A 22,463-nucleotide genomic window follows, 5' to 3' on the forward strand; every position below is an offset into this window, starting at 1 on the left:
GAGCAGTATGACTCTGTTACGCCCCGGCTTTTTACTACTCGGCCTAATCGCCATGGCATTACTGTGGTATCTGCGCAAATTGCAGCGCAGCTCTAGCTGGCAGCAGCTACTGCCCACTGTAATTGCCGAGCACCTGCTAACTGATGCGGACAGCGCCAAGATGGCGGTATGGCGACCTATGCTATTAATTGCACTGCTCAGCCTGGCTGCCGCAGGCCCGAGCTTGCAGCTTCCACAGGGCCAGCTGTATCGCGACGGCTCGGCGCGAGTGCTGCTACTTAATATGTCCTACTCGATGCGCGCCGACGATGTAAAACCCGACCGTTTAGAGTTGGCCCGTTACAAGGCGCTCGATCTGATTAACAGCTGGAAGGACGGCGAAACCGGCCTTATCGCCTTCGCCGGTGATGCCTTTGTGCTCTCGCCACTGACCCACGACAGCAACAACCTCGCTAATCTGTTGCCGCATATCAGCCCCGAGATCATGCCCGTGCACGGCACCAATCTCGCTGCAGCCATCGAGCAAGCCAAAGAGCTGCTGCTCAACGCGGGCTACCCGGGCGGCGACATTATCGCCATCAGCGATGGCTTCTCTCGCGAGCAGTTTGAGCAAGCTCAGCAAGCGCTGAGCGGCAGTAACCTGCGCTTCTCGATGCTGGCAGTGGGCACCGCCGAGGGCGCGCCAATCCCCTTAGAGGGCGGTGCGCTGCTGCAAGACAGCAAAGGCAGCATCGTGATCCCCAGACTCGAGCAGCAGTACTTTTTGCCCTTATGCCAGCAAAGCGGCGGTCTGTGTCAGAGCCTGCGCGCCGATAACCTGGATATTCAGCGTTTAAGCCAGCTGGGCGAACGTGCTCTGAGCGGTAACGAAGCGGAAGGCAAGCTTATCGACCTGCGGGTCGACCTCGGTTTTTGGCTGCTGATCCCCGCCCTACTGCTGGCGCTGTGGGAGTATTTACGCCCAAGCCTACCGCTGTGGCTGCTGGCTGGCGTGATGTTGTTGCCCGGGTATAGCTTTGCTGAAGAAGCGCAAGGCAGTGCGTGGTGGAACAACCAGGCTCAGCGCGCCCATAGCGCCTTCGAGCAAGAGAACTACCAAGACGCCGAAGCGCTGTTCAACGATCCGCAGTGGCAAGCCGCTTCGGCCTATCGCGCGGGTGATTATCAGCGCGCGCAGCAGCTATTCGCCCAAGACGACAGCGCACAGGGCTGGTACAACCAAGGCAATGCCTTAGCCATGCAGGGAGAAACCGAGCAGGCCATCGCCGCCTATGACCAAGCGCTCGAACGTGACCCGAGCCTTGAGCAAGCAGCGCACAACAAAGCGGTGCTCGAGCAGCAGCAGTCTCAGCAGTCGCAAGAGCAGCAATCACAAGAACAGCAAGACAGCGGCGATCAGGGCTCTGAGCAACAGCAAGACGGTGAGCAAGGTGAAGGCCAACAAAGTGAAAGCCAACAAGGCGAAGAACAACCGGGTAATCAGCAACAAGCGCAGTCCGAGCAAAGCCCACCGCCTCAACCTGACCAAGAACAGCAAGGCGACGAGCAGCAAGCACAAGAGCAAGCCCAGCAACAACCCGGTGAAGAAGAAGGCGAGCAGCAACAGGCCGAGCAGCCCGCAGAGCCGACCGAGCAAGAGCCTGATGAGCAGGCGCAGCAAGTACCAGCGCAAGCAAACGGTGAGGGCGAGCTCGATGACCAAGAGCTGCAGCGCTGGCTGAATGCCCTGCCCAACGACCCAAGCCTGCTGCTCCGCAATAAAATGTATCTGGAATACCAAAAGCGGCGTCGCCAGCCGCAATCAGAGGAGAATTGGTAAGTGAGAGTATTCGGCTTATTTTTGGCGTTGTTTCTTAGCCATCTGGCTCACGCCGCTACCGAAGTTACCGCCAGTGTCAGCCACAACCCGGTAGCTGAAGGCCAGCCCTTTACCTTGAATATCGAGGCCAATAGCAACCTACCCGCCAATGCCTTCGACCCGCAGCTATTGTTGCGCCAAGGCTTTGTGGTGGGAAACACCTCCACCGGCCGCCGCCAAACCACCATCAATGGCGTATCAACCACCAGCACCACCTGGACCACCACGCTGATGGCCCGCACCGCTGGCGATTACACCATCCCCGCCTTTGAGGTGGGAGATGGACGCACTAAGGCAATTCAACTGCGGGTTAAACAAGGCGACGTGCAGCAGCAACAAGAGATCCGCCTGGAGTCGAGCCTGGATCGCCGCACCGTGTATATCGGTCAGCCTGCGGTCTACTCCACCAAGGTATGGGTGGCCAGTAACCTTGAGCAAGCCAATATCATTCCGCCGAGCATGCTGGGCGCGAGCTTCGAGACCTTAGGCGAAGACCAGCAGGAGATGGAGATAGTCGATGGTAAACGCTATCGCACCCTTACCCGCCGCTGGTTGCTCACCGCCGAGCAGGCCGGCAGCTTTAACATCAGCGGCACTCGTCTAAGCGGTATCACCAGTGACCGCTATGGGCGCTCATTGCCGGTGGATGTGGTGGCCGACACCCTCGCCATCGAGGTCAAACCGACCCCCGATGGGGCGATGCTCAATTGGCTCCCCAGCACCGATGTATTCTTAAACGACGAGCTGCAACCGGAGCAAAGCCGCTACCAGCAAGGTGAAGCCTTTACCCGAAGGATTACTCTAAACATTGCGGGCATTACCGAGGAGCAGCTACCGGAGATTGCCCTCGATTATGGCGACGACTTCCGAGTCTACCCCGAGCCCTACCAGGACAAAACCGTGGTACAAGACGGCATTGTGTTTGCCCAGCGGGTGCTTAGCGCCGCCATTATCCCTAGCCGTAGCGGCGAGCTCACCCTGCCCGGCTGGCAGCTAGATTGGTGGAACGTCGAGCAAGACGAAGCCATGCAGGCAGAGCTGCCAAGCAAGCAGATTGAGGTGGACGCCAGCCGGGTGAACACCCTTGCCCTGCCCGAGCCCGCCATTAGCCCAAGTGGCAATACGCCTGCTGCCGAGCGTCAGCACTCCTGGCTGACCTGGCTGTTTGGTTTAGCCTGGCTGACCACTGCGCTGTTGTGGCTATGGCACAGTCGCCGCGCACCTAAACCGGCGCTAGAGAGCGAGGATGAAACATCACCAACACTTAACCACAGCCCTGCCTGGCAGGCGTTTGAGAAGGCATGTCAGCGCGATGATGCCCATCAGGCCGAATATCAGCTACGACGTTATCTGCAGGTCGAGCCAAATCAAGAATTAGAGGCAGTACTTGGGGAGCTAAGTCAGCAGTTATGGTCGCCGCTTAAGGGCGATGTAAGTGACAAACCTGATCTACTGGCGCTGCTTCAGCGCTGCCAACAGGTTCGCAAACAAACCGCTGCAACCAGCAAAACGCAGGCTCTGCCGTCACTAAACCCTCCGCACTAGTTGTTTAGCACTGGCTGTGGCAGGTAAAAGGTAGGGAGTTTGAGGCGAGTAACGCTGGATCGCGTTACTCGCTAAAGACGGGTCTAGCGGTTCATACCCAATTGGAAGATCAGGTTTTCAGCTTGGCAGCTAAAGCCAAATGATGCGCTAAGCTGGAAGCCTTGCTCGGTTTCAACGATCTCTGATTGGATATCACACGGCTCTGACTCAGCATTGCGAGCTTTAGTGGTCAGGGTATCCAAACGCGCTTGGGCATGTTCTTGCTGCTGGAAAACTTCCACTAACTGCGTTGAGCACTCTTCGCCGTCGATAATCGCACCTACATCAACACAGCAGCAAACTTTTGACTCTTCTAGTTTAGTTTTCATCAATTTTCCTTTAAATTCATTAAGCTGTTTACAACATTGTCGCTACTTTTCTTGCGCCTTCGCAACTAAAAACAGCGCTCACCGCTATTATAAAGGGATGATTGGCGATTGGATACGCTAAAAAAATTATGATTTTGCCATTTTCGCGAAAGAAAAAGTCAAACAGCTCGGTCAACTCGGGCATGGATACTAAACAATTGCGCTACGAAGCGCTGGTGCAGGCCTTTAGCCGCGATCTTTATCGCTACGCCTACTGGCTGTGCAAAGACAAGCAAGTCGCTGAAGACGTGGTTCAGGAAACCTTCCTGCGAGCCTGGCGTTCACTCGACAGCTTGAAGGATGACAAGGCCGCTAAGTCGTGGTTGATTACTATCTTGAGGCGGGAGAATGCCCGCCGCTTTGAGAGGAAGCAGTTTGATCTGGTGGACATCGAGGATCACTCGGTAGCCGACCAAGACGCCCTCTCAAGTGAGCAAGAAATCGAGAACGAGTGGTTACGACGGCAAATTGATAAGCTCTCGCCAGAGTATCGCGAACCGCTGCTGCTACAGGTCATTGGTGGTTTTAGCGGGGAAGAGATCGCCGAGCTTCTGGAGCTTAACAAGAATACCGTGATGACCCGGTTATTCCGGGCCCGCAACCAACTCAAAGACGCTTTTGAAAAAGATGAACAGCGAGGACAGTGTAATGGATGAGCTAGAATTTCGCCGCCAGTTGTATGCCAATCCTCGGGATCGAAGTGACGCACTACTAGCTGCAATTAAAGACAGCCCTAAAAACCAGAAGTTTTACGACGAACTCCAGCAGTTCGAGGGCAAATTGCAACGCGCGATGGAAGTCGATGTACCCGATGGCTTGAGCGAACGGTTACGCCTAAGACAAAGCTTTGCTGCGCCGCCAGCCAAGCCGAAACGACCGCGTTGGCATATGGCCTTGGCCGCGTCAGTCGCCTTTGCCATGGGCATTGGTGTGAGTACCCTTAACCCGTTTACCGCAGGTCAGCCGTCGATGAGCCTTGGCGATGTAGCGTTGGATCATGTCTATCATGCGTCCCCCTATATTACCGGTACCGATGAGCGGCCATCGCTGCAAACTGTGAATGCTAAGCTAGCCCGCTACGGCGAGGCCTTTGAGCAGCTACCCGGCCAAGTGGTGTTTGTAAATCACTGTAACTACCACGGCTCACCGGCCTTCCATATGGTGATGCGCAGCGAGCAAGGCAGCGATGTGAACGTGTTTGTAGTACCGCAAACGGTGGACCTACCCAGCTCGTCAGCCTTCTCTGACAGCAAGATGCACGGTATGGTCTCCCAGCTAAGCGATGCAAACCTAGTGATTGTCGGCGAGAAAGCCGAACCGCTTGACGGCCTGCTGCACAAAATCAAAGGGCAGTTGAACCAAAGTATCTAAGCGCTGCATCGGTCAGCCAGCCATAATTAATCAAGGAGTCTGATAGGCTCCTTTTTTACGCCTTAGTGTTTAAATACACGCATTTCCCGCAAAAGTTACACTTTTTGTGCAATAGCTCTAATTTCAAACAATCGTTTTACACATCTGTTTAACATTTGCGAAACATCTCCTCTATAGTGAAGCAGCTAACCAGATAAGGATGAGAGGATTGGAATGACAGGTCGGATGTTTCGCCCCAGCGTAGTCGGGGCCGCGATTGCACTCGCAGCAAGCCAGGCACACTCAGCAGGCTTTCAATTAGTAGAACACTCAGCCACCGGCGCAGGCCGCGTGTTTGCCGGTGAAGCAGTGATTGCCGACAATGCGTCGGTACTGGCACGCAACCCCGCCGCCATGGCCCGCTTTGACCGCATCTCGGCATCAGGTGCCCTCACCTATATCGCACCCGATGTCTACGTGCGAGGCAACTATGCCACCGACCCGGGTGGTCCAGTGAACAACGCTTCGTTAACAAACAACGATGTGGTGCCGGGCGCACCGGTACCTGCCGGCTATTTCATTCAACCCCTCAACGATAAGTGGGCGTGGGGCTTTGCAATGTTCTCAAATTTCGGTCTAGCCAGTGAATTCCCTGCAGACTACCCTGCTGGCGCACTTGCCGGTGAAACCCATTTGATTACAGTGAACTTTAACCCCAACGTTTCTTACAGAATTAACGAGCAATGGAGTGTCGGTGCCGGCTTCAACGCGGTTTATGGCGATGCGGAACTGAAACGTAACTTTGGCGTTGCTGCTCCTGATCCATACTCGCCAAGCAACGTGTCAGCCTCGCTGAAAGGTGATGGCTGGGGCTTTGGCTGGAATATTGGCCTGATGTGGGAGCTTAACGAGGACCATCGCTTCGGACTCGCTTATCGGTCTAAGATTGATGTAGATTTTGAAGGTGACTACTACTCAGACCTTCCCGAGGGACTGATAGCAGGGCCCAATGGCCCAGCTGGAACCAGTGGCCAGAACATCCCTGGAGAGCTAACCCTGAATCTACCCGATATGTTGGAGTTCTCCGGTTACCACCGCCTCAATGAAAAGTTTGCAGTGCACTATAGCTATATGTGGATTGGTTGGAGCACCTTCCAAGAGATCCGCGGTACCACCGAAGAATATGGCACGGTACTGCAAAAGGATGAGAAGTTCTCGAACTCTTACCGAGTCGGCGTGGGCGGTACCTGGTATATGAACCCCAAATGGGAGTTGCGTGCCGGCGTATCGTTCGATCGCACCCCATCACGTACCCTCCCATCGATCAGTATTCCGGATAACAACCGCTGGAATTACGGCGCTGGGGCGACCTACCACTGGAGCGATCATCAGAGCTTTGATGCAGGCTTTTTCTTCATCCACGGCAAGAAAGGCGCGTTTGTGGAAGAGGAGATCCCGTTCACCTCGAAGGGTAATGCTTACGTGATCAGCATGCAGTACAACCACAGTTTCTAATCACCGCTGCAGCTAGTTTCGAGTAATTGGGGCCGCACAACGTTGTTGGAGCGGCCCTTGTTCTACCAAAGTCTCTTGACGCACCTATTAAGCAGGTAAACACTTACTATAGCCATCGAGGCAGCCGCAGGGTCTTGCCGCGATGATTATCGTAACCTTAACGTAAGGGTTAAATAGATTGGCACTAAATCACAGCCCCGCAGAGTTCACCATTGGGCAACTGGCCAAGGAGTTTGAGGTCAGCACCCGCAGCATTCGTTTCTACGAAGACGAAGGCCTGCTCAGCCCACAGCGCAGCGGCAATCAGCGTTTGTACAACAAACACGATAAGTTGCGATTAAAGCTGGTTCTGAGGGGAAAACGCTTGGGTTTCTCGCTGGCAGAGATTAAAGAGCTGTTCGACCTATACGATGCCAAGCTCACTACCAATTACGAGATTAAGGCCTTGCTGCATATCATCACCAATAAACGGCAAAGCTTGCTGCAGCAGCTGGAGGATATTCAGGTAGTGCTAATGGAGTTGAAGTCTGCCGAGCGACGCTGTTACCTCGCTCAGCAAAAGATTGGCGAAGGCAATCACGCCCCCGCCGCTCGTTCAAAAGAGCCCTAGGCTTCTTCTGAGTCGCCGTGTTTCGCTGCGCACTCTTTGATAACGGTTTGTAGTTCACCACTGCGGAACATTTCCACCACGATGTCACAACCACCCACCAACTCGCCATCTACCCAAAGCTGTGGGAAGGTTGGCCAATCTGCATATTTCGGCAGTTCCGCGCGAATATCGGGGTTTTGCAGGATATCTACATAAGCAAAGCGTTCACCGCATTCCATTACCGCTTGTACGGCCTGGGCAGAGAAACCACAGCTCGGGAACTTAGGAGAGCCCTTCATGTACAACAAAATGGGGTTCTCGGCGATCTGCTGCTTAATTTTATCTACAGTTTCCATATGTTTGTCTCTACTCAAATTTTAGTGTGCTAACACTAGCAGTTTTGCCAGGTCATTTCATCAAATTGCGCTGGATCAATTTTTTTTTGCGCTCAGGGTTTCACAGTCATAATGCGAGTGTTAGACTCATTAGTAAAGATTTTGCTTTACTAATTAATAGCAAGCCAACCAAGGCAACTAAAGGAGAGAGAAACATGGCATTCACGCTACCAGCACTACCTTACGCTCAGGACGCGCTCGAGCCACACATCTCAGCAGAAACTCTGTCTTACCACTACGGCAAACACCACAACACCTACGTGGTTAAGCTAAACGGTCTGATTGAAGGCACTGAGCTGGAAGGTAAGTCTTTGGAAGAGATCGTTAAGAGCTCAAGCGGTGGTGTATTTAACAATGCTGCTCAGGTTTGGAACCACACCTTCTACTGGAACTGCTTGGCACCTAACGCTGGCGGCGAGCCAAGCGGCGCACTGGCAGACGCTATCGCAGCTAACTTCGGTTCGTTCGACGAGTTCGTAGCCAAGTTCACCGACAGCGCAATCAACAACTTCGGTTCGAGCTGGACCTGGTTGGTGAAAAATGCCGACGGCAGCCTGGCCATCGTTAACACCAGCAACGCAGCCACTCCGCTGACCGAAGAAGGTGTAACCCCACTGCTGACTTGCGATCTGTGGGAACACGCTTACTACATCGACTACCGCAACCTGCGCCCTGACTACCTGAAAGCCTTCTGGGCACTGGTTAACTGGGACTTCGTTGCAGAAAACCTGGGCTAATCTCAGCCAGATGTAAAAAGGGCGCTAAATGCGCCCTTTTTTGTACCTTCAATTCGCGACGAGCTGCTACTAACCTACTCGTGCGCCAGATTGCTCTTGATGGTTTCAATCGCCAAAGCGGCCACTTCGCGCAGTTCTTGCTCGCTCACCCCATTAGTCACATGCACGGTCAGCCCCTGCAGTATCGTCGCCAAATAGTGGGCTAGCCCATCGGCACTGATGCCATCACGTAGCTCCCCTTGCGCTTTAGCCAGACGAACCCGCTCTTTTAGGGCCTCTCCCCCTTGCTTGCGGCGCTCAATCAGCGCTTGCTTTACGCTGCTTGCAGCATCGCTGCACAGTAATGCGCCCTGCACCACGATACAGCCTTGTGGTTGAGTCGGATCGCTAAGGTTGGTCACAGCATGCTCGAGCATATACTCGACACTCTCAAGCAAGGTTGGCTGCTCTAAAGATTGATAAAAGAAGGCACCGTGGCGGTCTTCGTAGAGCTCGATGGCCTGTAAGAACAGCTGTTCTTTGTTACCAAACGCCGAGTACAGGCTCGGTTTGTTGATACCCATCGCCTGAGTCAAATCATTAAGCGAGGTGCCGTCGTAGCCTTTTCGCCAAAATACGTCGAGCGCTTGCTCCAAAGCATGGTCTATATCAAAACAGCGAGGGCGCCCTAGGGCAGAACACGAACCAACCACGTTAGATTACCTTTAGTTTTTACTGACTCAATAATAAGCCTTGCCTATTCGTCTCGTCCAGTTGCTTTTTTATACCATTCAGTACAAAAACCCTTGATCAAGATCACTTTTAGGCCATATTATACCGAACGGTATAAAATTTTTGTCAACTTTTACTACAGGGAACGTAATATGGCCACGCTAACTCCCCGTCTATTTCTTGCGTCGCTTATCGCATCGTCCAGCCTGCTGCTGAGTGCTTGCGGAGAGCTACAAGCGTCTGAACCTGCAGCCAGTGCGCCACCACCTCCGTCAGTTGAAGTGGCAGAGGTATTGGTGGAGCAGATCGTCGAGACCGATCAATACACCGGCCGACTATCTTCACCGGATACCGTGCGGGTGATCCCGCGTGTATCCGGCTACTTGGAAGAAGTGGCGTTTGAAGAAGGCAGCTTGGTGGAAGAAGGTCAGGTGCTGTTTCGCATCGACTCGCGCATCTTCGCCGCCGAAGTTGCCCGACTGGAAGCCGAGCTAGATAGCGCCAACAGTAGCCTTAGCCAAGCTCGCAAAGACTACCAGCGCGCCAAGCAGCTAAGCGCTCAACAAGCCATCTCTGAAGAGTTACTCGATGGCCGCTTTACCAGCATGCAGCGCAGCGCCGCCTCGGTAGCCGCCATTGAAGCCTCGCTGACCCGCGCCCGCCTCGACCTTGAGTTTAGTGAGGTACGCGCGCCCATCTCAGGTCGCGTATCCAACGCGCAGGTGACCGAGGGTAACTACGTCACCGCAGGGCAAAGCGAGCTCACCCGCTTGGTCTCCACCGATGAGATCCATGCCTACTTCGATGTGGATGAGCAGAGCTTCCTGCGTTATCAGGAGCTAACCACCTCCGCCTTGGGCCAGCAGGTACAGATGGCGCTAGCCGACGAATCAGGCTTCCCCCATCAGGGTGAGATCGACTTTGTCGACAACGCGCTAAACCAGCAGACCGGCACCATTCGCCTGCGCGCCAACTTTGCCAACCCCAACAGCCAGTTGTTGCCCGGCATGTTTGCTCGCATCCAGCTTTCGGGTAGCCAGCCCTATCAAAGCGTGCTGATCGACGATAAAGCCATCGGCACTGATCTGAACAACAAGTTCGTGCTGGTGTTGGACGAACAGCAAGCAGTGCAATATCGCTTAGTGGAGCTGGGTGAGCAGGTGCATGGCCTGCGTGTTATCGCCTCAGGCTTGCAAGCTGGCGACCGTATCGTGGTGAACGGCCTGCAGCGCGTGCGTCCCGGCATGCCGGTCACGCCGGTAGATAAGCCAATGGCCAGCGAGCAGCAGCTGCAACAACTACGTCAAGCGCAGGGCGAGCTAGTAAGCGCTGCCTCCGCCGCCTTGGCCGAGCAACAAGGATAATTTGCCCATGTTTTCGCAGTTTTTCATTAAACGCCCCATCTTTGCAGCCGTATTATCGCTGCTGATCTTTATCGGTGGGGCGATTGCGGTATGGCAGCTGCCGATTACCGAATACCCAGAAGTGGTACCGCCCACCGTGGTGGTCACCGCCAACTATCCGGGCGCCAACCCGAAAGTGATTGCCAGCACCGTGGCTTCGCCGCTTGAGGAAGAGATCAACGGTGTGGAAGACATGCTGTATATGTCGTCCCAAGCCACCTCTGATGGCCGCATGACCCTCACCGTCACCTTTGCCATCGGCACCGATGTAGACAAGGCCACCACCTTGGTACAGAACCGGGTTGACCGCGCCCTGCCCCGCCTGCCCGAAGAAGTGCAGCGCTTAGGGGTGGTGACCGAGAAATCCTCGCCCGATCTCACCATGGTGGTCCACTTGGTCTCCGACCAGCCTCACTACGATTTGCTCTACCTCTCCAACTACGCAGCACTGAATGTGCGCGACGAGCTGGCGCGTATTGAAGGCGCCGGCGCGGTGCGTCAGTTTGGCGGTGGAGAGTACAGCCTGCGGATCTGGCTGGATCCAAACAAAGTGGCCTCGCTCGGCCTTAATCCCGGCGACGTGGTAGCGGCAATCCGCGAGCAAAACCAACAAGCAGCGGCCGGTAGTCTTGGCTCACAGCCAAGCAAAGAGGCGGAATTCCAACTGCTGATTAACGTGAAAGGCCGCTTGAGCAGCGTTGAAGAGTTTGCCGATATCATCATCAAGGTGGGCGATAACGGCGAGATCAGCCGCTTGGGCGATGTTGCTCGCATCGAGTTGGGCGCCGATAACTACGCCCTGCGCTCGCTGCTGGATAACCGCGACGCCATCGCGATTGCCATCTTCCAGGCACCGGGCTCCAATGCAATTCAGATCTCCGAAGATGTGCGCGCCAAGATGGCCGAGCTGTCTCAGACCTTCCCGCAAGGCCTGAACTACGAGATTGTCTACGACCCAACCGTGTTTGTACGTGGCTCGATTGAGGCGGTGGTGAAAACCCTGCTCGAAGCGGTGCTGCTAGTTGTGCTTGTGGTGGTACTGTTCCTGCAAACCTGGCGCGCCTCGATTATCCCACTGGTTGCCGTACCCATCTCCTTGGTGGGCACCTTTGCCTTTATGCAGCTAATGGGCTTCTCGCTCAACGCGCTGTCGCTGTTCGGCTTGGTACTCGCCATCGGTATTGTCGTGGACGATGCCATCGTGGTGGTAGAGAACGTGGAGCGTAACATCGCCGATGGCCTGAGCCCGATTGCCGCAACCCAGCAAGCCATGAAAGAGGTAACCGGACCAATTATCGCTACCACCTTGGTGTTGGCCGCAGTGTTTATTCCCACTGCCTTTATGTCGGGCCTGACCGGTCAGTTCTACAAGCAGTTCGCCCTGACCATTACCATCTCCACGGTGATCTCGGCGATTAACTCCTTAACCTTAAGCCCTGCACTGTCAGCCATGTTGCTGCGCAGCCATGACGCCCCCAAAGACTGGTTAACCCGGGCAATGGACGCGTTGTTTGGCCGACTGATCTTTGCCCCATTTAACCGCCTGTTTAACTGGGGTGCCGGGGTATACGCCAATGTGCTGCGCAAGGTTATCCGTATGGGCCTGCTGGTTGGTATCGTCTATGTCGGCCTGCTAGCAGTCACTGGGCAGCAGTTTAAGAACACGCCCACCGGTTATGTGCCGGGGCAAGACAAACAATACTTGGTTGCCTTTGCTCAACTGCCTGATGCGGCCTCACTGGAACGCACCGAAGCGGTAATGAAGCAGATGTCAGAGATTGCGCTGGCCCAGCCAGGGGTTGAGCACTCGGTCGCCTTCCCGGGGCTGAGCATCAACGGCTTTACCAACAGCCCGAACAGCGGGATTGTGTTTACGCCATTGGCGGATTTCGACGAGCGGCAAGACCCAAGCATGTCAGCGGGCGCCATTGCCGGAGCGCTTAATCAGAAGTTTGCCGCCATCCCCGATGCCTTTATCGCTATCTTCCCGCCTCCGCCGGTACAAGGGCTAGGCACTATTGGTGGCTTCCGCTTGCAGATCCAAGATAGAGCCAACTTGGGCTATGAAGAGCTGTATCGTGTAAGCCAAGAGGTGATTATGAAGGCATGGGCACACCCTGCGCTCACTGGCGTGTTCTCCAGCTATCAGGTGAATGTGCCACAGCTGCAGCTGGACTTGGATCGCACCAAGGCGATGCAGCAAGACCTGGCGCTCAACGATGTGTTCAGCACCCTGCAGGCGTATATGGGCTCGACCTACGTGAACGACTTCAACCAGTTTGGCCGTACCTATCAGGTCAACGTGCAAGCCGATGAAGCCTATCGTCAAACACCTGAGCAAATCAGCCAGCTTAAGGTGCGCAACGCTGAAGGCGCGATGATCCCGCTCGGCTCGTTTGTGGATGTAGACTACGTGGCAGGCCCGGACCGGGTGATGCACTACAACGCCTACACCACCGCCGAGATCAACGGTGGCCCGGCGCCCGGATTTAGCTCCGGCGAAGCCCAAGCCGCCATCGAGCAGATCTTAAGCGAGACCTTGCCCATCGGTATGAGCTACGAGTGGACCGAGCTGACCTACCAGCAGATCCTGGCCGGTAACACCGCTCTGTTGATCTACCCGCTGGTGATCCTGTTGGTGTTCCTGGTGTTGGCTGCGCAGTATGAAAGCCTGCGCCTGCCGCTGGCGATTATCCTGATTATTCCGATGACCCTGCTGTCGGCGATTACCGGAGTGATTATCTGGGGTGGCGACAACAACATCTTCACTCAGATTGGCTTAATTGTATTGGTGGGTCTGGCGACCAAAAACGCCATCTTGATTGTTGAGTTCGCCAAGGAGCTGCAGGAGCAAGGCCGCGATGCGCTAGAAGCGGTTTTGGAAGCCTCGCGCCTGCGTTTGCGCCCCATCCTGATGACCTCCATCGCCTTTATTATGGGCGTGGTGCCGATGGTTTACTCCAGCGGCGCTGGCGCAGAGATGCGCCAAGCCATGGGCGTGGCGGTATTCGCCGGGATGATTGGCGTAACCTTCTTTGGCCTGTTGCTGACGCCGCTGTTCTACTATGTACTGGCCCGCAAGAAAGCCAAGCCAGAGTCAGAACCAGAAAGCCAAGCCGCCCAGCCAGCCCTGCTGGACGAAGCCGCCGCCAAATAGCAACGCTGGCGCTAAACATCAAAGCGCGCTCGGGTTAGCCTGAGCGCGCTTTTTCATGGCTAGCGAATAAAGCTAGCGAATAAACATCGACAGCACCAGCACCGACACAAAGGCCACAGCCCCCATCACAAAGGTCGATAAGGTGACCGCGATATAGCTCTGGCGCAAATCAAAACCCGCCAGCTTGGAGACACACCAAAAGTACGAGCCGTTCGCCTGCACTCCGGTAAACGAACCCGCCGCAATCGACAGCACCGCCATCTCGGGGCTTAGGCCAATGGAATCAAGGATCGGCGCAACAATCGCCGCCGTGGTGGTTAATGCCACCGTGGCCGAGCCTTGGGCAATCAGCACCAACGAGGCAATCACAAACGGCACCACAATCATCGGCAAGCCTGCAGATGTCAGCATTTCAGCCAGCACATCGCCCACCTCCACCGCTTGCAACATCTTGCCAAAGGCGCCTGCCGCGGCGGTAATCAGCAAAATCTCGCTGCCCTTTTTCATGGCGTTGGACACCCAGGTTTCGGTTACCGTGCCATTCACTTTTTCTGGCAAAGTAAAAGCAATGGCAGTGCCTAGCAGCAGAGCCACAAAAGGCGTACCGATAAAGTTGATTACATCCGCCGCCACGCCTTGCTGGTCGATAAACTGGCGGCTAACGGATGCCACCACAATCAAGATAATCGGTACCACAATCGGCATATAGGATTTAAAGGTGGAGGGCGCGCGCTGCACCACCTCGTTAAACTCTTGCGCCTGCCGCTCTTCAGCCTCGGAGGTGGTGGCAATATCGGGAAAGCGCCGACGGATAAAGCCGCTATTGGCCCAGAGCACCAGCCCAATCACCACCGGAATGGTGACGATGATGCCGTAGATCATCACCTTGCCAAGGTCGGCGCCGAGTATCCCCGCAGCAGCAATCGGCCCGGGCGTGGGCGGCACAAAGGAGTGCGTAACCAAAAGCCCGCCCATTAGCGCAATCACCAAGGTCATATATGGGATCTTACCGAACTTCGAGATAGCCTTGATGATCGGGTTTAGAATCACAAAGCCCGAGTCGCAGAACACCGGAATCGATACCACTGCCCCGGTCAAGGTAGTCGCCATTGGCGCCCGCTTCACCCCGACCACCTGCAAGATAGAGTCAGCAATCTTCTGTGTGCCGCCGGTCACTTCCAGCACCTCGCCAATGATAATCCCGCAGATAATCACAATCCCGATATAGGACATGATCCCACCAAAGCCACCACTCACAATCGCTGCCACCTCAACTGGCCGAATTCCCGACACCAGCCCCAACAGCAGCGCCACCGTGATCAGCGAGATAAAGGCATGAATCCGAAACTTAGTGATCATCACAATCAAAAGCGCAATCGATACCACAAACAACCCGACAGCCATACTGCCATCCTCCCCTAAGCCCCCACTCGACCAACGCTCGTCGAGCAGAAAAATAAACCAAGGCTACGCCTGTTAGGTTGTTGCTATTGGCGTCCAGCCTACACTGTCACTGGCAAATGCTTTCCTGCTCAAATGACTAAAATCATTCTAATTCAGTAGGTTCTGGGGATTTTGTGATCCGCTTCGAGGGGCATGGATAAACAGCAACGAATACTCTATTTTGTGAGTTCTCGCATATTGGAGTTATGAAGAAAAGAGAGTAGATCGCGAACCAAAATCTTCTATACCCCAACCTGTTTTAGAACGCGTTTAGTTGTCAATAAGCAAAACCAATACACATTTTGCTTACACAGCTCATTAAGCGACGAACGGCATTCTTGCAAGCTGAACTACTGCAGAGTCAGTTGCAGTAGCCTGAGTGGCAAAGAAAGAACCGTTTTTCAGAATCCAAAGTAACTTGTCGCCCACATCCGCCACGAACCGTTTTGCTATTTACGATGTCGCTAACCTATTGATGTGAAGTCTGTTCTAGGTCTCTCTTTTTAACATTGAAACTCCGAGAGTGCCCCCTATATATTAAGGGGTTAGGAATGGAGGCTAGATGGCAACTAAAGACAATCATTATATCCCGCAGTGGTATCAAAAAGGCTTTATGAGTGAACGCGACAACCAGCTCTGCCATCTAGCGCGCAAAGAGATCACTTTGCCGAATGGAGAATTGAAAATTGTTGAAAGCTGTAAGTGGTACACGCCTGCTCAGCGATTTTATGAAGAGCACCTCTATTCAACGTTCTTCGGCAATCAGGTCAACGATGAAATAGAACAGAAGCTATTTGGCCCAATTGACGACAACGGTTCAAAGGCCGTTCGAGGATTCCTGACTGATGATCAGGGACAGTGGCATCAGAACTTTGAAGATTTCTTCACCTATTTAGATGCGCAGAAGCTTCGCACACCTAAAGGCTTGGATTGGATTCGAAGTAAATATCCCGAACTAAATCAACTGCAGTTAATGATTGAGATGCAATCACTACGTTCCTTGCACTGTACATTATGGGCTGAAGGCGTTCGAGAATTAGTATCAGCCGAAGAATCGGAAGTAAAGTTCATTGTTTCAGATCATCCGATAACCGTGTACAACTATGCTTGTCCTCCTGATTCTGAGTGGTGTGAGTATCCTAACGATCCTGATATTACGCTTAAGGGTTCCCAAACAATCTTCCCACTAGACAAAAATCGATGCTTGATTCTTACAAATCTTGAGTACGCTAACGACCCAGAAAATGCTAACCCGCTAGAGCAACGTACTCATGCGACCCGCATGCACAGAAGCATGGTGAGCACGATTGAATTTATCAACTCTCGTAAGCTAACTGCTTGTGACGTTACAAAGATAAACCACATTATCAAGAGTAGAGCCAAAGAATCTATTGCTGCAGGTAATAAAGATTGGCTATATCCGGAAGGTGATGTTAATTACGACTGGGCCGAACTAAGACATGTATTGATACCATCTGAAAGTGAGCTCTACCGATATGGTGGTGAAATGTTTGCCCAATTTGAAGATGGTACAGTTCATTACCAGGATGCTTTTGGTAGAACAAAACCACCTACCGAATACCTGGTTAAAGATATTGATGAGTCTCAATTGAAGCGGAACGACTTATGTGGTTGTGGCAGTGGAAAGAAATACAAGAATTGCTGTCAACGCGTGCCTCTGGAATTACGCACATCTTGGAGCGTTGCCAGTATCCGAGAACGGAACTTAACGTTTTGCAACTGCATCCGCGGAGTTCTGGGACTTGATAGTGGTAAAACGTGGCTGGACGTCAGGAAAGAGCTGTCGAACGAGCAAATTCAGAGAATTTACGAAGTCTATTCAGCATTATGGCCCCGAGAAACTGATATTTACTCGTTGCTGCCAAAATCTGATGGCAAATTTAGAGGCTTATACACAGGTCCACTAGATGTACGAACAATTGGCATCACTGCGGTACCGATGGCATCAATGTTCGATGAGTATTTAATCGAGACTCCAGTAACTAACCCTAATAACGTCAGACCTGAGTTTAGTCCAATAGAGAATCCCGCGAGATACAAGTATCAAGCATTAAAAGACTTTCTGTTTATGCTGCAGTTGGAGCCGTACATTGGTACGGGGCTCGTAAACCTGATTCCCGATCCAAGCGAATTTGATATGCCTCTAAAGAAGAGCATGATGGCACTAGCGGACAAAAGGGGTAATAGGCAGGATATTCTGAATGATCAGGAGCGTCGACTGTACTCCTCTATGTCTATAAACGATGTGTTAAATTCGACGGCATTGATGCCAAGAGAAATGAGGATTCAGTTACTACGCAATGAACTTGGGCTAGATGAAGAGGCGGCTACCAAAACCATTGAAGAGTTAGAGCATGTTGCTGAGGATTCACCTCTTGTATTGCTTCAACAAGTTGAAACTAGAAATGCTGGTCAACTCATGCAATTTCGAATGGGACCAAATTATGAAATGGCGTTACTGATTGCCCAAGCAACAGGCTCTGCACTGGTTACGGACAGCGGCTCCAGATGGCAGGAACTGATGAATGCTCAACATAAAACACTAGGAGTTGTGACATATCCTTGGCAAGAGGCTCACAATCAGTTCAATGTTGTGCCCATCGATAATCAACTAAAAGAAAACTTTCGTAAGTCTCAAGGTCATTTTGCTACTGCTCGAAACTGGCTTAAAGCGACTGATTGGATGGTCCAGAACAATAACCGCAATGCAGCCCAATTGACTCGTCTGGCAGGCCAAGCTTCTAACTTTACGGCTCGAATAGAGCATCAGAATGCAGATCCCTTATTACTAAGCAGGTTTAAAATTTCGAGCCCTGAAGGAGGGTTCTATGATGCCACTGTGCAAAGGTTGTTGGCTAGCTCTAGCTGCTTGAGGTATGACAAAAGTGTTAGGTCAGTTTACGGTATTGGAATCCAAGATTGATTAACACCAGTAACAGTAGGACTCTGCTCGTTTAAGCTAACCTAGCTCTGTTTAACTTATCGAGAGACTTGCAGAATAAAGTAACGTGTTTGTTGCCCCAAACTCTAACTAGCGGCGCTAGCCTTTGTACTTATCCAACTCAAAGAGGCTAACTATCATGGGCCGTACTCAGCGTCATTGAGTATCGCTGAACACCTCCCCATAAGTTCTATCGATCGCTATGCCCCAAGTCCCGCTCGGGCGCAATCACGTCACGTACCCGCTGCTTAAGCACCTTAGCCTCCGGAAAGCCTTCATCGGCCACCCGGCACCACACTTGCTGCCCTTCAACAAATATCTGAAAACGGCCCTTGCTGGCAGGAACAAGGGCCACCTCCCCCAGCTCATCGCTAAAGGTTGAGAGCAGTTCTTGGCTGAGCCAGCTGGCGCGCAGTAACCAGCGGCATAGTGTGCAGTAGTGGATCTCTACGCGGGGCGTTTTCACCCCCGCGCTTAGCTGTTGGTCGTCCTTGAGTTCACTCATCTAGCTTCGTTCTTTCCTGACTTGTTCGATATGGTTGAGTACCCTTTTGAGCGAGATCGGGTATTGGGTGCCTAGCTGCTGGGCGAATAGCGATACCCGCAGCTCTTGGATCATGGTGTTGATCTCTTTACGGGCCGGGTCGTAGTCCACCAGCTTAAGCGCGGCAAAGGCCTCATCGGCCTGTTGGATCTGTTGCAGCATCAGGCGATCTTTATGGGCGTCAATCGCCAGCTTCTCAAGGCGGCGCTCGATGGCGCGCATATAGCGCTGCAGATGGTTGAGCCCGGCCACGCCGGTTTGGCGTACAAAACCGCGGAACACCAGCTGCCCTAGCTGGGCTTTGATATCGGCGTGGGCCAATACCTGATCAAAGCCGACCTTGCCTTTCATCTGCTTGGCCAGCTTGTGGTGCATGCTCAGCACGGTTTCGACGTCTTTGGCCACGCTCAGCGAGCGCTCAGCCAGCTCGCCACGCACGGTTTCCACCAAGGCATCAAAGGCCTTAGGGTCGCGCACATCTTGGCCTTGGGCGAAGTCGTCAATCACCGCCAGTGAGCAGTCTTCGATCAGCGTTTCCACCTTACCGAAGGGGTTAAAGTACAGCCCCAGTTTGGCCTTGTTCGGTAGATGCTGCTGCAGGTATTTCATCGGCGATGGCACTTTAAGCTGAATCAGCTTACTTAGGCCACGCGCCTGCTGCCATTGGGCCTCGTCGGCCTTGTCGAACAGCTTGAGTGATACCTGCTTGCCCTCGTCGACCAACGCGGGGTAGGCAGTAACTTCGTAGCCTTGACGCTGCTCGGTGATCTGCTCGGGCAGCTCGCCAAAGCTCCAATCTTCCAGCGCTTGTTGCTCGAAGCTGACATCGGGCTTCATCTCGGCCAAGGTCTGCTTCACCTGCTTTTGCAGCTTCACTTGTAGCTGCTCTGGCTCGCGGCTCTCGGCCAGTACCTTGCCCTTCTCGTTGATAACCTTAAAGTTCACCCGCAGGTGCTTGGGCACGCCCAGCCAGTTCCACTCATCCACCTCGACCCGCACACCGGTCATGCGCAGTAGCTGGCGGGAGAACTGCTCCAACAGCCGCCCTTCTGGCAGCCCCATCGACTCCAACGCGGCGCGGGCATAGTTGGGCGCCGGCACAAAGTTACGGCGCAGGCTCTTGGGCAAGGCGCGGATTAGCTCGATCAGCAGCTCTTCGCGCATTGCGGGAATTTGCCACTCGAACACGTTGTAATCGAGCTGGTTTAGCAGCGCCAGTGGCACATGTACGCTCACCCCATCGTCTTCGGCGCTTGGCTCAAACACGTAGCTAAGCTTGAGGGCAATCTTGCCGTGCTGCCAGCAGCTTGGGTAATCCTTCTCGGTGACGTGCTCGGCGTCGTGCTTGGTGAGCATCTCACGCTCAAAGTGCAGCATCTTGGGCTGCTTAACCCTGGCCTTGTTCCACCACCGATTAAAGTGCGCCACTGAGACGATATCCTCGGGGATACGCTCGGCGTAGAAGTCGAACAGGATCTGGTCGTCCACCCGGATATCGCGGCGACGCTGGCGCTCTTCCAATTCTTCAATCTCGCCCAGCAGGCCTTGGTTGTGCTTAAAGAAGTCTTGCTTGCATTGCCACAACCCTTCCACCAGGGCGCTACGGATAAACACCTCGCGCGCCATCACCGGGTCGATGTTGCCAAAGTTCACCAAGCGGCGATTGACAATGGTCACGCCATACAGGCGCTGGCTCTGATAGGCCATCACCGCATTCTGCTTGACCGACCAATGGGGCTCGCTATGGCTGATATTCACCAAGTGCGGCGCCAGCTTCTCCAGCCAGGCCGGTTGGATCTTGGCGACATTTCGGGCGAACAGGCGCGAGGTTTCCACCAACTCCGAGGCCACCACCCACTTAGGCGGCTTCTTGGCTTGGCCCGAGCCGGGGAACACCAAGAAACGGGTGTTACGTGCGCCCAAGAACTCACGTTCTTTGTCTTTAAAGCCAAAGTGACTCAGCAAGCCAGAGGTAATCGACATATGAATTGCTTCGTAGTCGGCGGCTTGGTCGTTAATCGCAAAGCCCAGCTCGCGCACCACAAGGCGCAGTTGGCTATAGATATCCTGCCACTCACGCAAGCGCATATAGGCCAAGAAGCGCTGCTTACACAGCTTGCGGAACTGCGAATTACTGAGCGCTTTTTGCTGCTCTTGCAGGTAGTCCCACAGCTTGAGGAAGGCGATAAAATCCGAATCTGGGTCTTTAAACTCAGCATGGGCCTGATCGGCAGCTTGCTGTTTCTCCAGCGGGCGCTCGCGCGGGTCTTGAATCGACAGCGCGGCACAGATCACCATCACCTCACGGACACAGCCAAACTGCTGGGCGGCAATTAGCATGCGCGCCAAACGCGGGTCCACCGGGAAGGCGGCCAACTGGCGGCCCAAGCGGGTAAGCTGGCGCTGTTTGCCTTTGATTTGCAGCGCGCCCAGCTCTTCGAGCAGGTTCAGGCCGTCTTTAATGTTGCGCTGGTCGGGGGCATCGATAAACGGGAAGGCTTCGATATCGCCAAGGCGCAGCGACAGCATTTGCAACACTACCGAGGCCAAGTTGGTGCGCAGGATCTCCGGGTCGGTAAACTCCGGGCGGCCGTTAAAGTCATCCTCGCTGTACAGGCGAATACAGATACCTTCGGCGACACGGCCACAACGGCCCTTACGCTGGTTGGCGCTGGCCTGCGAGATTGCCTCAATCGGCAGGCGCTGCACCTTGGAGCGCACACTGTAGCGGCTGATGCGTGCAGTACCCGGGTCAATCACATAGCGAATACCGGGCACGGTCAAACTGGTTTCGGCCACGTTGGTGGCCAGTACGATGCGCCGCCCGCGGTGCGAGGCGAAGATACGGTTTTGCTCGGCGTTGGAGAGGCGCGAGAATAGCGGCAGGATATCGGTATTCGGTAGCTGGCGTTTGTTCAGAAAATCCGCCGCATCACGAATTTCCCGCTCGCCGTTCATAAAGATCAGGATATCGCCGGACTTTTCGCGATACAGCTCATCCACCGCCAGGCTAATCCCTTCGAGCATATCGCCATTGGCATACTCTTCGACTGGGCGATAGCGGGTCTCCACCGGATAGGTGCGACCGGCCACTTCAATCATTGGCGCATCGCCAAAGTGCTTGGAGAAGCGCTGCGGGTCGATGGTGGCCGAGGTGATAATCAGCTTTAGATCGGGGCGCTTTGGCAATAGCTGTTTTAGCAGGCCCAGCAGGAAGTCGATGTTGAGGCTACGCTCGTGCGCTTCATCGATGATGATCACTTCATACTGGCTGAGGAAGCGGTCTTGCTGCATCTCGGCCAGCAGCATACCGTCGGTCATCAGCTTAACCAGACTGTCTTGCTTGATTTGGTCGTTAAAGCGGATCTTATAACCCACCAGCTCGCCGATTGGGGTGTCTAGCTCTTCGGCAATCCGCGCTGCTACGCTGCGCGCCGCCAAACGCCGTGGTTGGGTGTGGCCAATAAAGCCCTGTGCGCCAAGGCCTAGCTCCAAGCAAATCTTCGGTAACTGAGTGGTCTTTCCCGAGCCGGTTTCACCGGCCACGATCACCACTTGGTTGTCACGAATGGCATCGGCAATCGCCTGCTTTTGTTCGGCAACTGGCAGCGCGGGGTAATCGATGGTGGGGATGCTGTCGCGGCGCACTTGGGCCTGCTCCAGCGAACGCTCGAGCTTTTGCTGCCACTTAACGGCGGCTTCGTCCTGTGCATCTAAGGATTTAATGCGATTGTACTCGCGCCCCAGACGAAACTGATCCTTGGACATACACTGCTTGATCTGCTGACGAAGCTGCTGTGACACCATCTACCTCTTTGCTCTTGCTTGCTGTTGTTACTTGCTTACT

Annotated in this window: 16 protein-coding genes; 10 read left to right on the forward strand and 6 right to left on the reverse strand. The window is 54.0% G+C overall.

Annotated features, from left to right (window positions below; genetic code table 11):
- The first annotated feature begins 7 nt into the window (after window positions 1-7).
- Complete coding sequence (locus tag G461_RS0117270; protein ID WP_035480603.1) at window positions 8-1,819, forward strand: VWA domain-containing protein; 1,812 nt, start codon at window positions 8-10, stop codon at window positions 1,817-1,819.
- Window positions 1,820-3,403: a BatD family protein gene (locus tag G461_RS0117275; protein ID WP_026972783.1), complete on the forward strand. Its 1,584-nt coding sequence runs from the start codon at window positions 1,820-1,822 to the stop codon at window positions 3,401-3,403.
- Window positions 3,404-3,486: 83 nt separating this feature from the next.
- Here G461_RS0117275 and G461_RS0117280 read toward each other — a convergent pair whose 3' ends face one another.
- Window positions 3,487-3,771, reverse strand: coding sequence for a YfcZ/YiiS family protein (locus G461_RS0117280; protein ID WP_026960177.1), 285 nt, complete (start codon window positions 3,769-3,771; stop codon window positions 3,487-3,489).
- 182 nt (window positions 3,772-3,953) lie between these two features.
- Here G461_RS0117280 and G461_RS0117285 point away from each other — a divergent pair, with 182 nt between their 5' ends.
- The 4 genes from G461_RS0117285 (at window position 3,954) to G461_RS0117300 (ending at window position 7,285) form a co-directional block, all read left to right on the forward strand.
- On the forward strand, window positions 3,954-4,466 hold the full coding sequence (locus G461_RS0117285) for a sigma-70 family RNA polymerase sigma factor (protein ID WP_035478238.1): 513 nt from the start codon (window positions 3,954-3,956) through the stop codon (window positions 4,464-4,466).
- Window positions 4,459-5,181 (forward strand): DUF3379 family protein, encoded by a 723-nt coding sequence (locus G461_RS0117290; RefSeq protein WP_026972784.1) that lies wholly within the window; start codon window positions 4,459-4,461, stop codon window positions 5,179-5,181. Before G461_RS0117285 ends, G461_RS0117290 begins: the two co-directional genes overlap by 8 nt.
- A gap of 213 nt (window positions 5,182-5,394) precedes the next feature.
- Window positions 5,395-6,675 carry an outer membrane protein transport protein gene (locus G461_RS0117295; protein WP_026972785.1) on the forward strand — a complete coding sequence of 427 codons (1,281 nt, stop codon included), beginning with the start codon at window positions 5,395-5,397 and terminating at the stop codon, window positions 6,673-6,675.
- A gap of 178 nt (window positions 6,676-6,853) precedes the next feature.
- Window positions 6,854-7,285 carry a MerR family transcriptional regulator gene (locus G461_RS0117300; RefSeq protein WP_026960173.1) on the forward strand — a complete coding sequence of 144 codons (432 nt, stop codon included), beginning with the start codon at window positions 6,854-6,856 and terminating at the stop codon, window positions 7,283-7,285.
- On the opposite strand, the gene G461_RS0117305 is transcribed toward G461_RS0117300, so the two are convergent.
- Window positions 7,282-7,620 (reverse strand): Grx4 family monothiol glutaredoxin, encoded by a 339-nt coding sequence (locus tag G461_RS0117305; RefSeq protein ID WP_026960172.1) that lies wholly within the window; start codon window positions 7,618-7,620, stop codon window positions 7,282-7,284. The two genes, G461_RS0117300 and G461_RS0117305, sit on opposite strands and share 4 nt — an antisense overlap.
- Before the next feature lie 194 nt (window positions 7,621-7,814).
- Between G461_RS0117305 and sodB the strand changes: the two genes are divergently transcribed.
- Complete coding sequence (gene sodB / locus G461_RS0117310; protein WP_026960171.1) at window positions 7,815-8,396, forward strand: superoxide dismutase [Fe]; 582 nt, start codon at window positions 7,815-7,817, stop codon at window positions 8,394-8,396.
- 74 nt (window positions 8,397-8,470) lie between these two features.
- Here sodB and G461_RS0117315 read toward each other — a convergent pair whose 3' ends face one another.
- Window positions 8,471-9,088 (reverse strand): TetR/AcrR family transcriptional regulator, encoded by a 618-nt coding sequence (locus G461_RS0117315; RefSeq protein ID WP_026972786.1) that lies wholly within the window; start codon window positions 9,086-9,088, stop codon window positions 8,471-8,473.
- A 171-nt stretch (window positions 9,089-9,259) separates the two neighbouring features.
- Here G461_RS0117315 and G461_RS24625 point away from each other — a divergent pair, with 171 nt between their 5' ends.
- Both G461_RS24625 and G461_RS0117325 read left to right on the forward strand, forming a co-directional pair.
- Window positions 9,260-10,471 carry an efflux RND transporter periplasmic adaptor subunit gene (locus tag G461_RS24625; RefSeq protein ID WP_051333650.1) on the forward strand — a complete coding sequence of 404 codons (1,212 nt, stop codon included), beginning with the start codon at window positions 9,260-9,262 and terminating at the stop codon, window positions 10,469-10,471.
- A gap of 7 nt (window positions 10,472-10,478) precedes the next feature.
- Window positions 10,479-13,667 (forward strand): efflux RND transporter permease subunit, encoded by a 3,189-nt coding sequence (locus G461_RS0117325; protein WP_026972787.1) that lies wholly within the window; start codon window positions 10,479-10,481, stop codon window positions 13,665-13,667.
- Window positions 13,668-13,739: 72 nt separating this feature from the next.
- Here G461_RS0117325 and G461_RS0117330 read toward each other — a convergent pair whose 3' ends face one another.
- Window positions 13,740-15,071, reverse strand: a complete 1,332-nt coding sequence (locus tag G461_RS0117330) for a GntP family permease (RefSeq protein ID WP_026972788.1) — start codon at window positions 15,069-15,071, stop codon at window positions 13,740-13,742.
- Window positions 15,072-15,672: 601 nt separating this feature from the next.
- Here G461_RS0117330 and G461_RS24630 point away from each other — a divergent pair.
- Complete coding sequence (locus G461_RS24630) at window positions 15,673-18,054, forward strand: DUF4238 domain-containing protein (RefSeq protein WP_035480494.1); 2,382 nt, start codon at window positions 15,673-15,675, stop codon at window positions 18,052-18,054.
- A gap of 208 nt (window positions 18,055-18,262) precedes the next feature.
- Here the strand turns inward: G461_RS24630 and G461_RS0117340 are convergent, their stop codons facing one another.
- Complete coding sequence (locus tag G461_RS0117340) at window positions 18,263-18,577, reverse strand: Rdx family protein (RefSeq protein WP_035480496.1); 315 nt, start codon at window positions 18,575-18,577, stop codon at window positions 18,263-18,265.
- Window positions 18,578-22,420: an ATP-dependent RNA helicase HrpA gene (gene hrpA, locus G461_RS0117345; protein WP_245587188.1), complete on the reverse strand. Its 3,843-nt coding sequence runs from the start codon at window positions 22,418-22,420 to the stop codon at window positions 18,578-18,580. It abuts the gene before it with no gap.
- Window positions 22,421-22,463: the final 43 nt, after the last annotated feature.

Source organism: Aliagarivorans marinus DSM 23064 (assembly GCF_000429485.1).
In the GTDB taxonomy this organism is placed as follows: domain Bacteria; phylum Pseudomonadota; class Gammaproteobacteria; order Enterobacterales; family Celerinatantimonadaceae; genus Aliagarivorans; species Aliagarivorans marinus.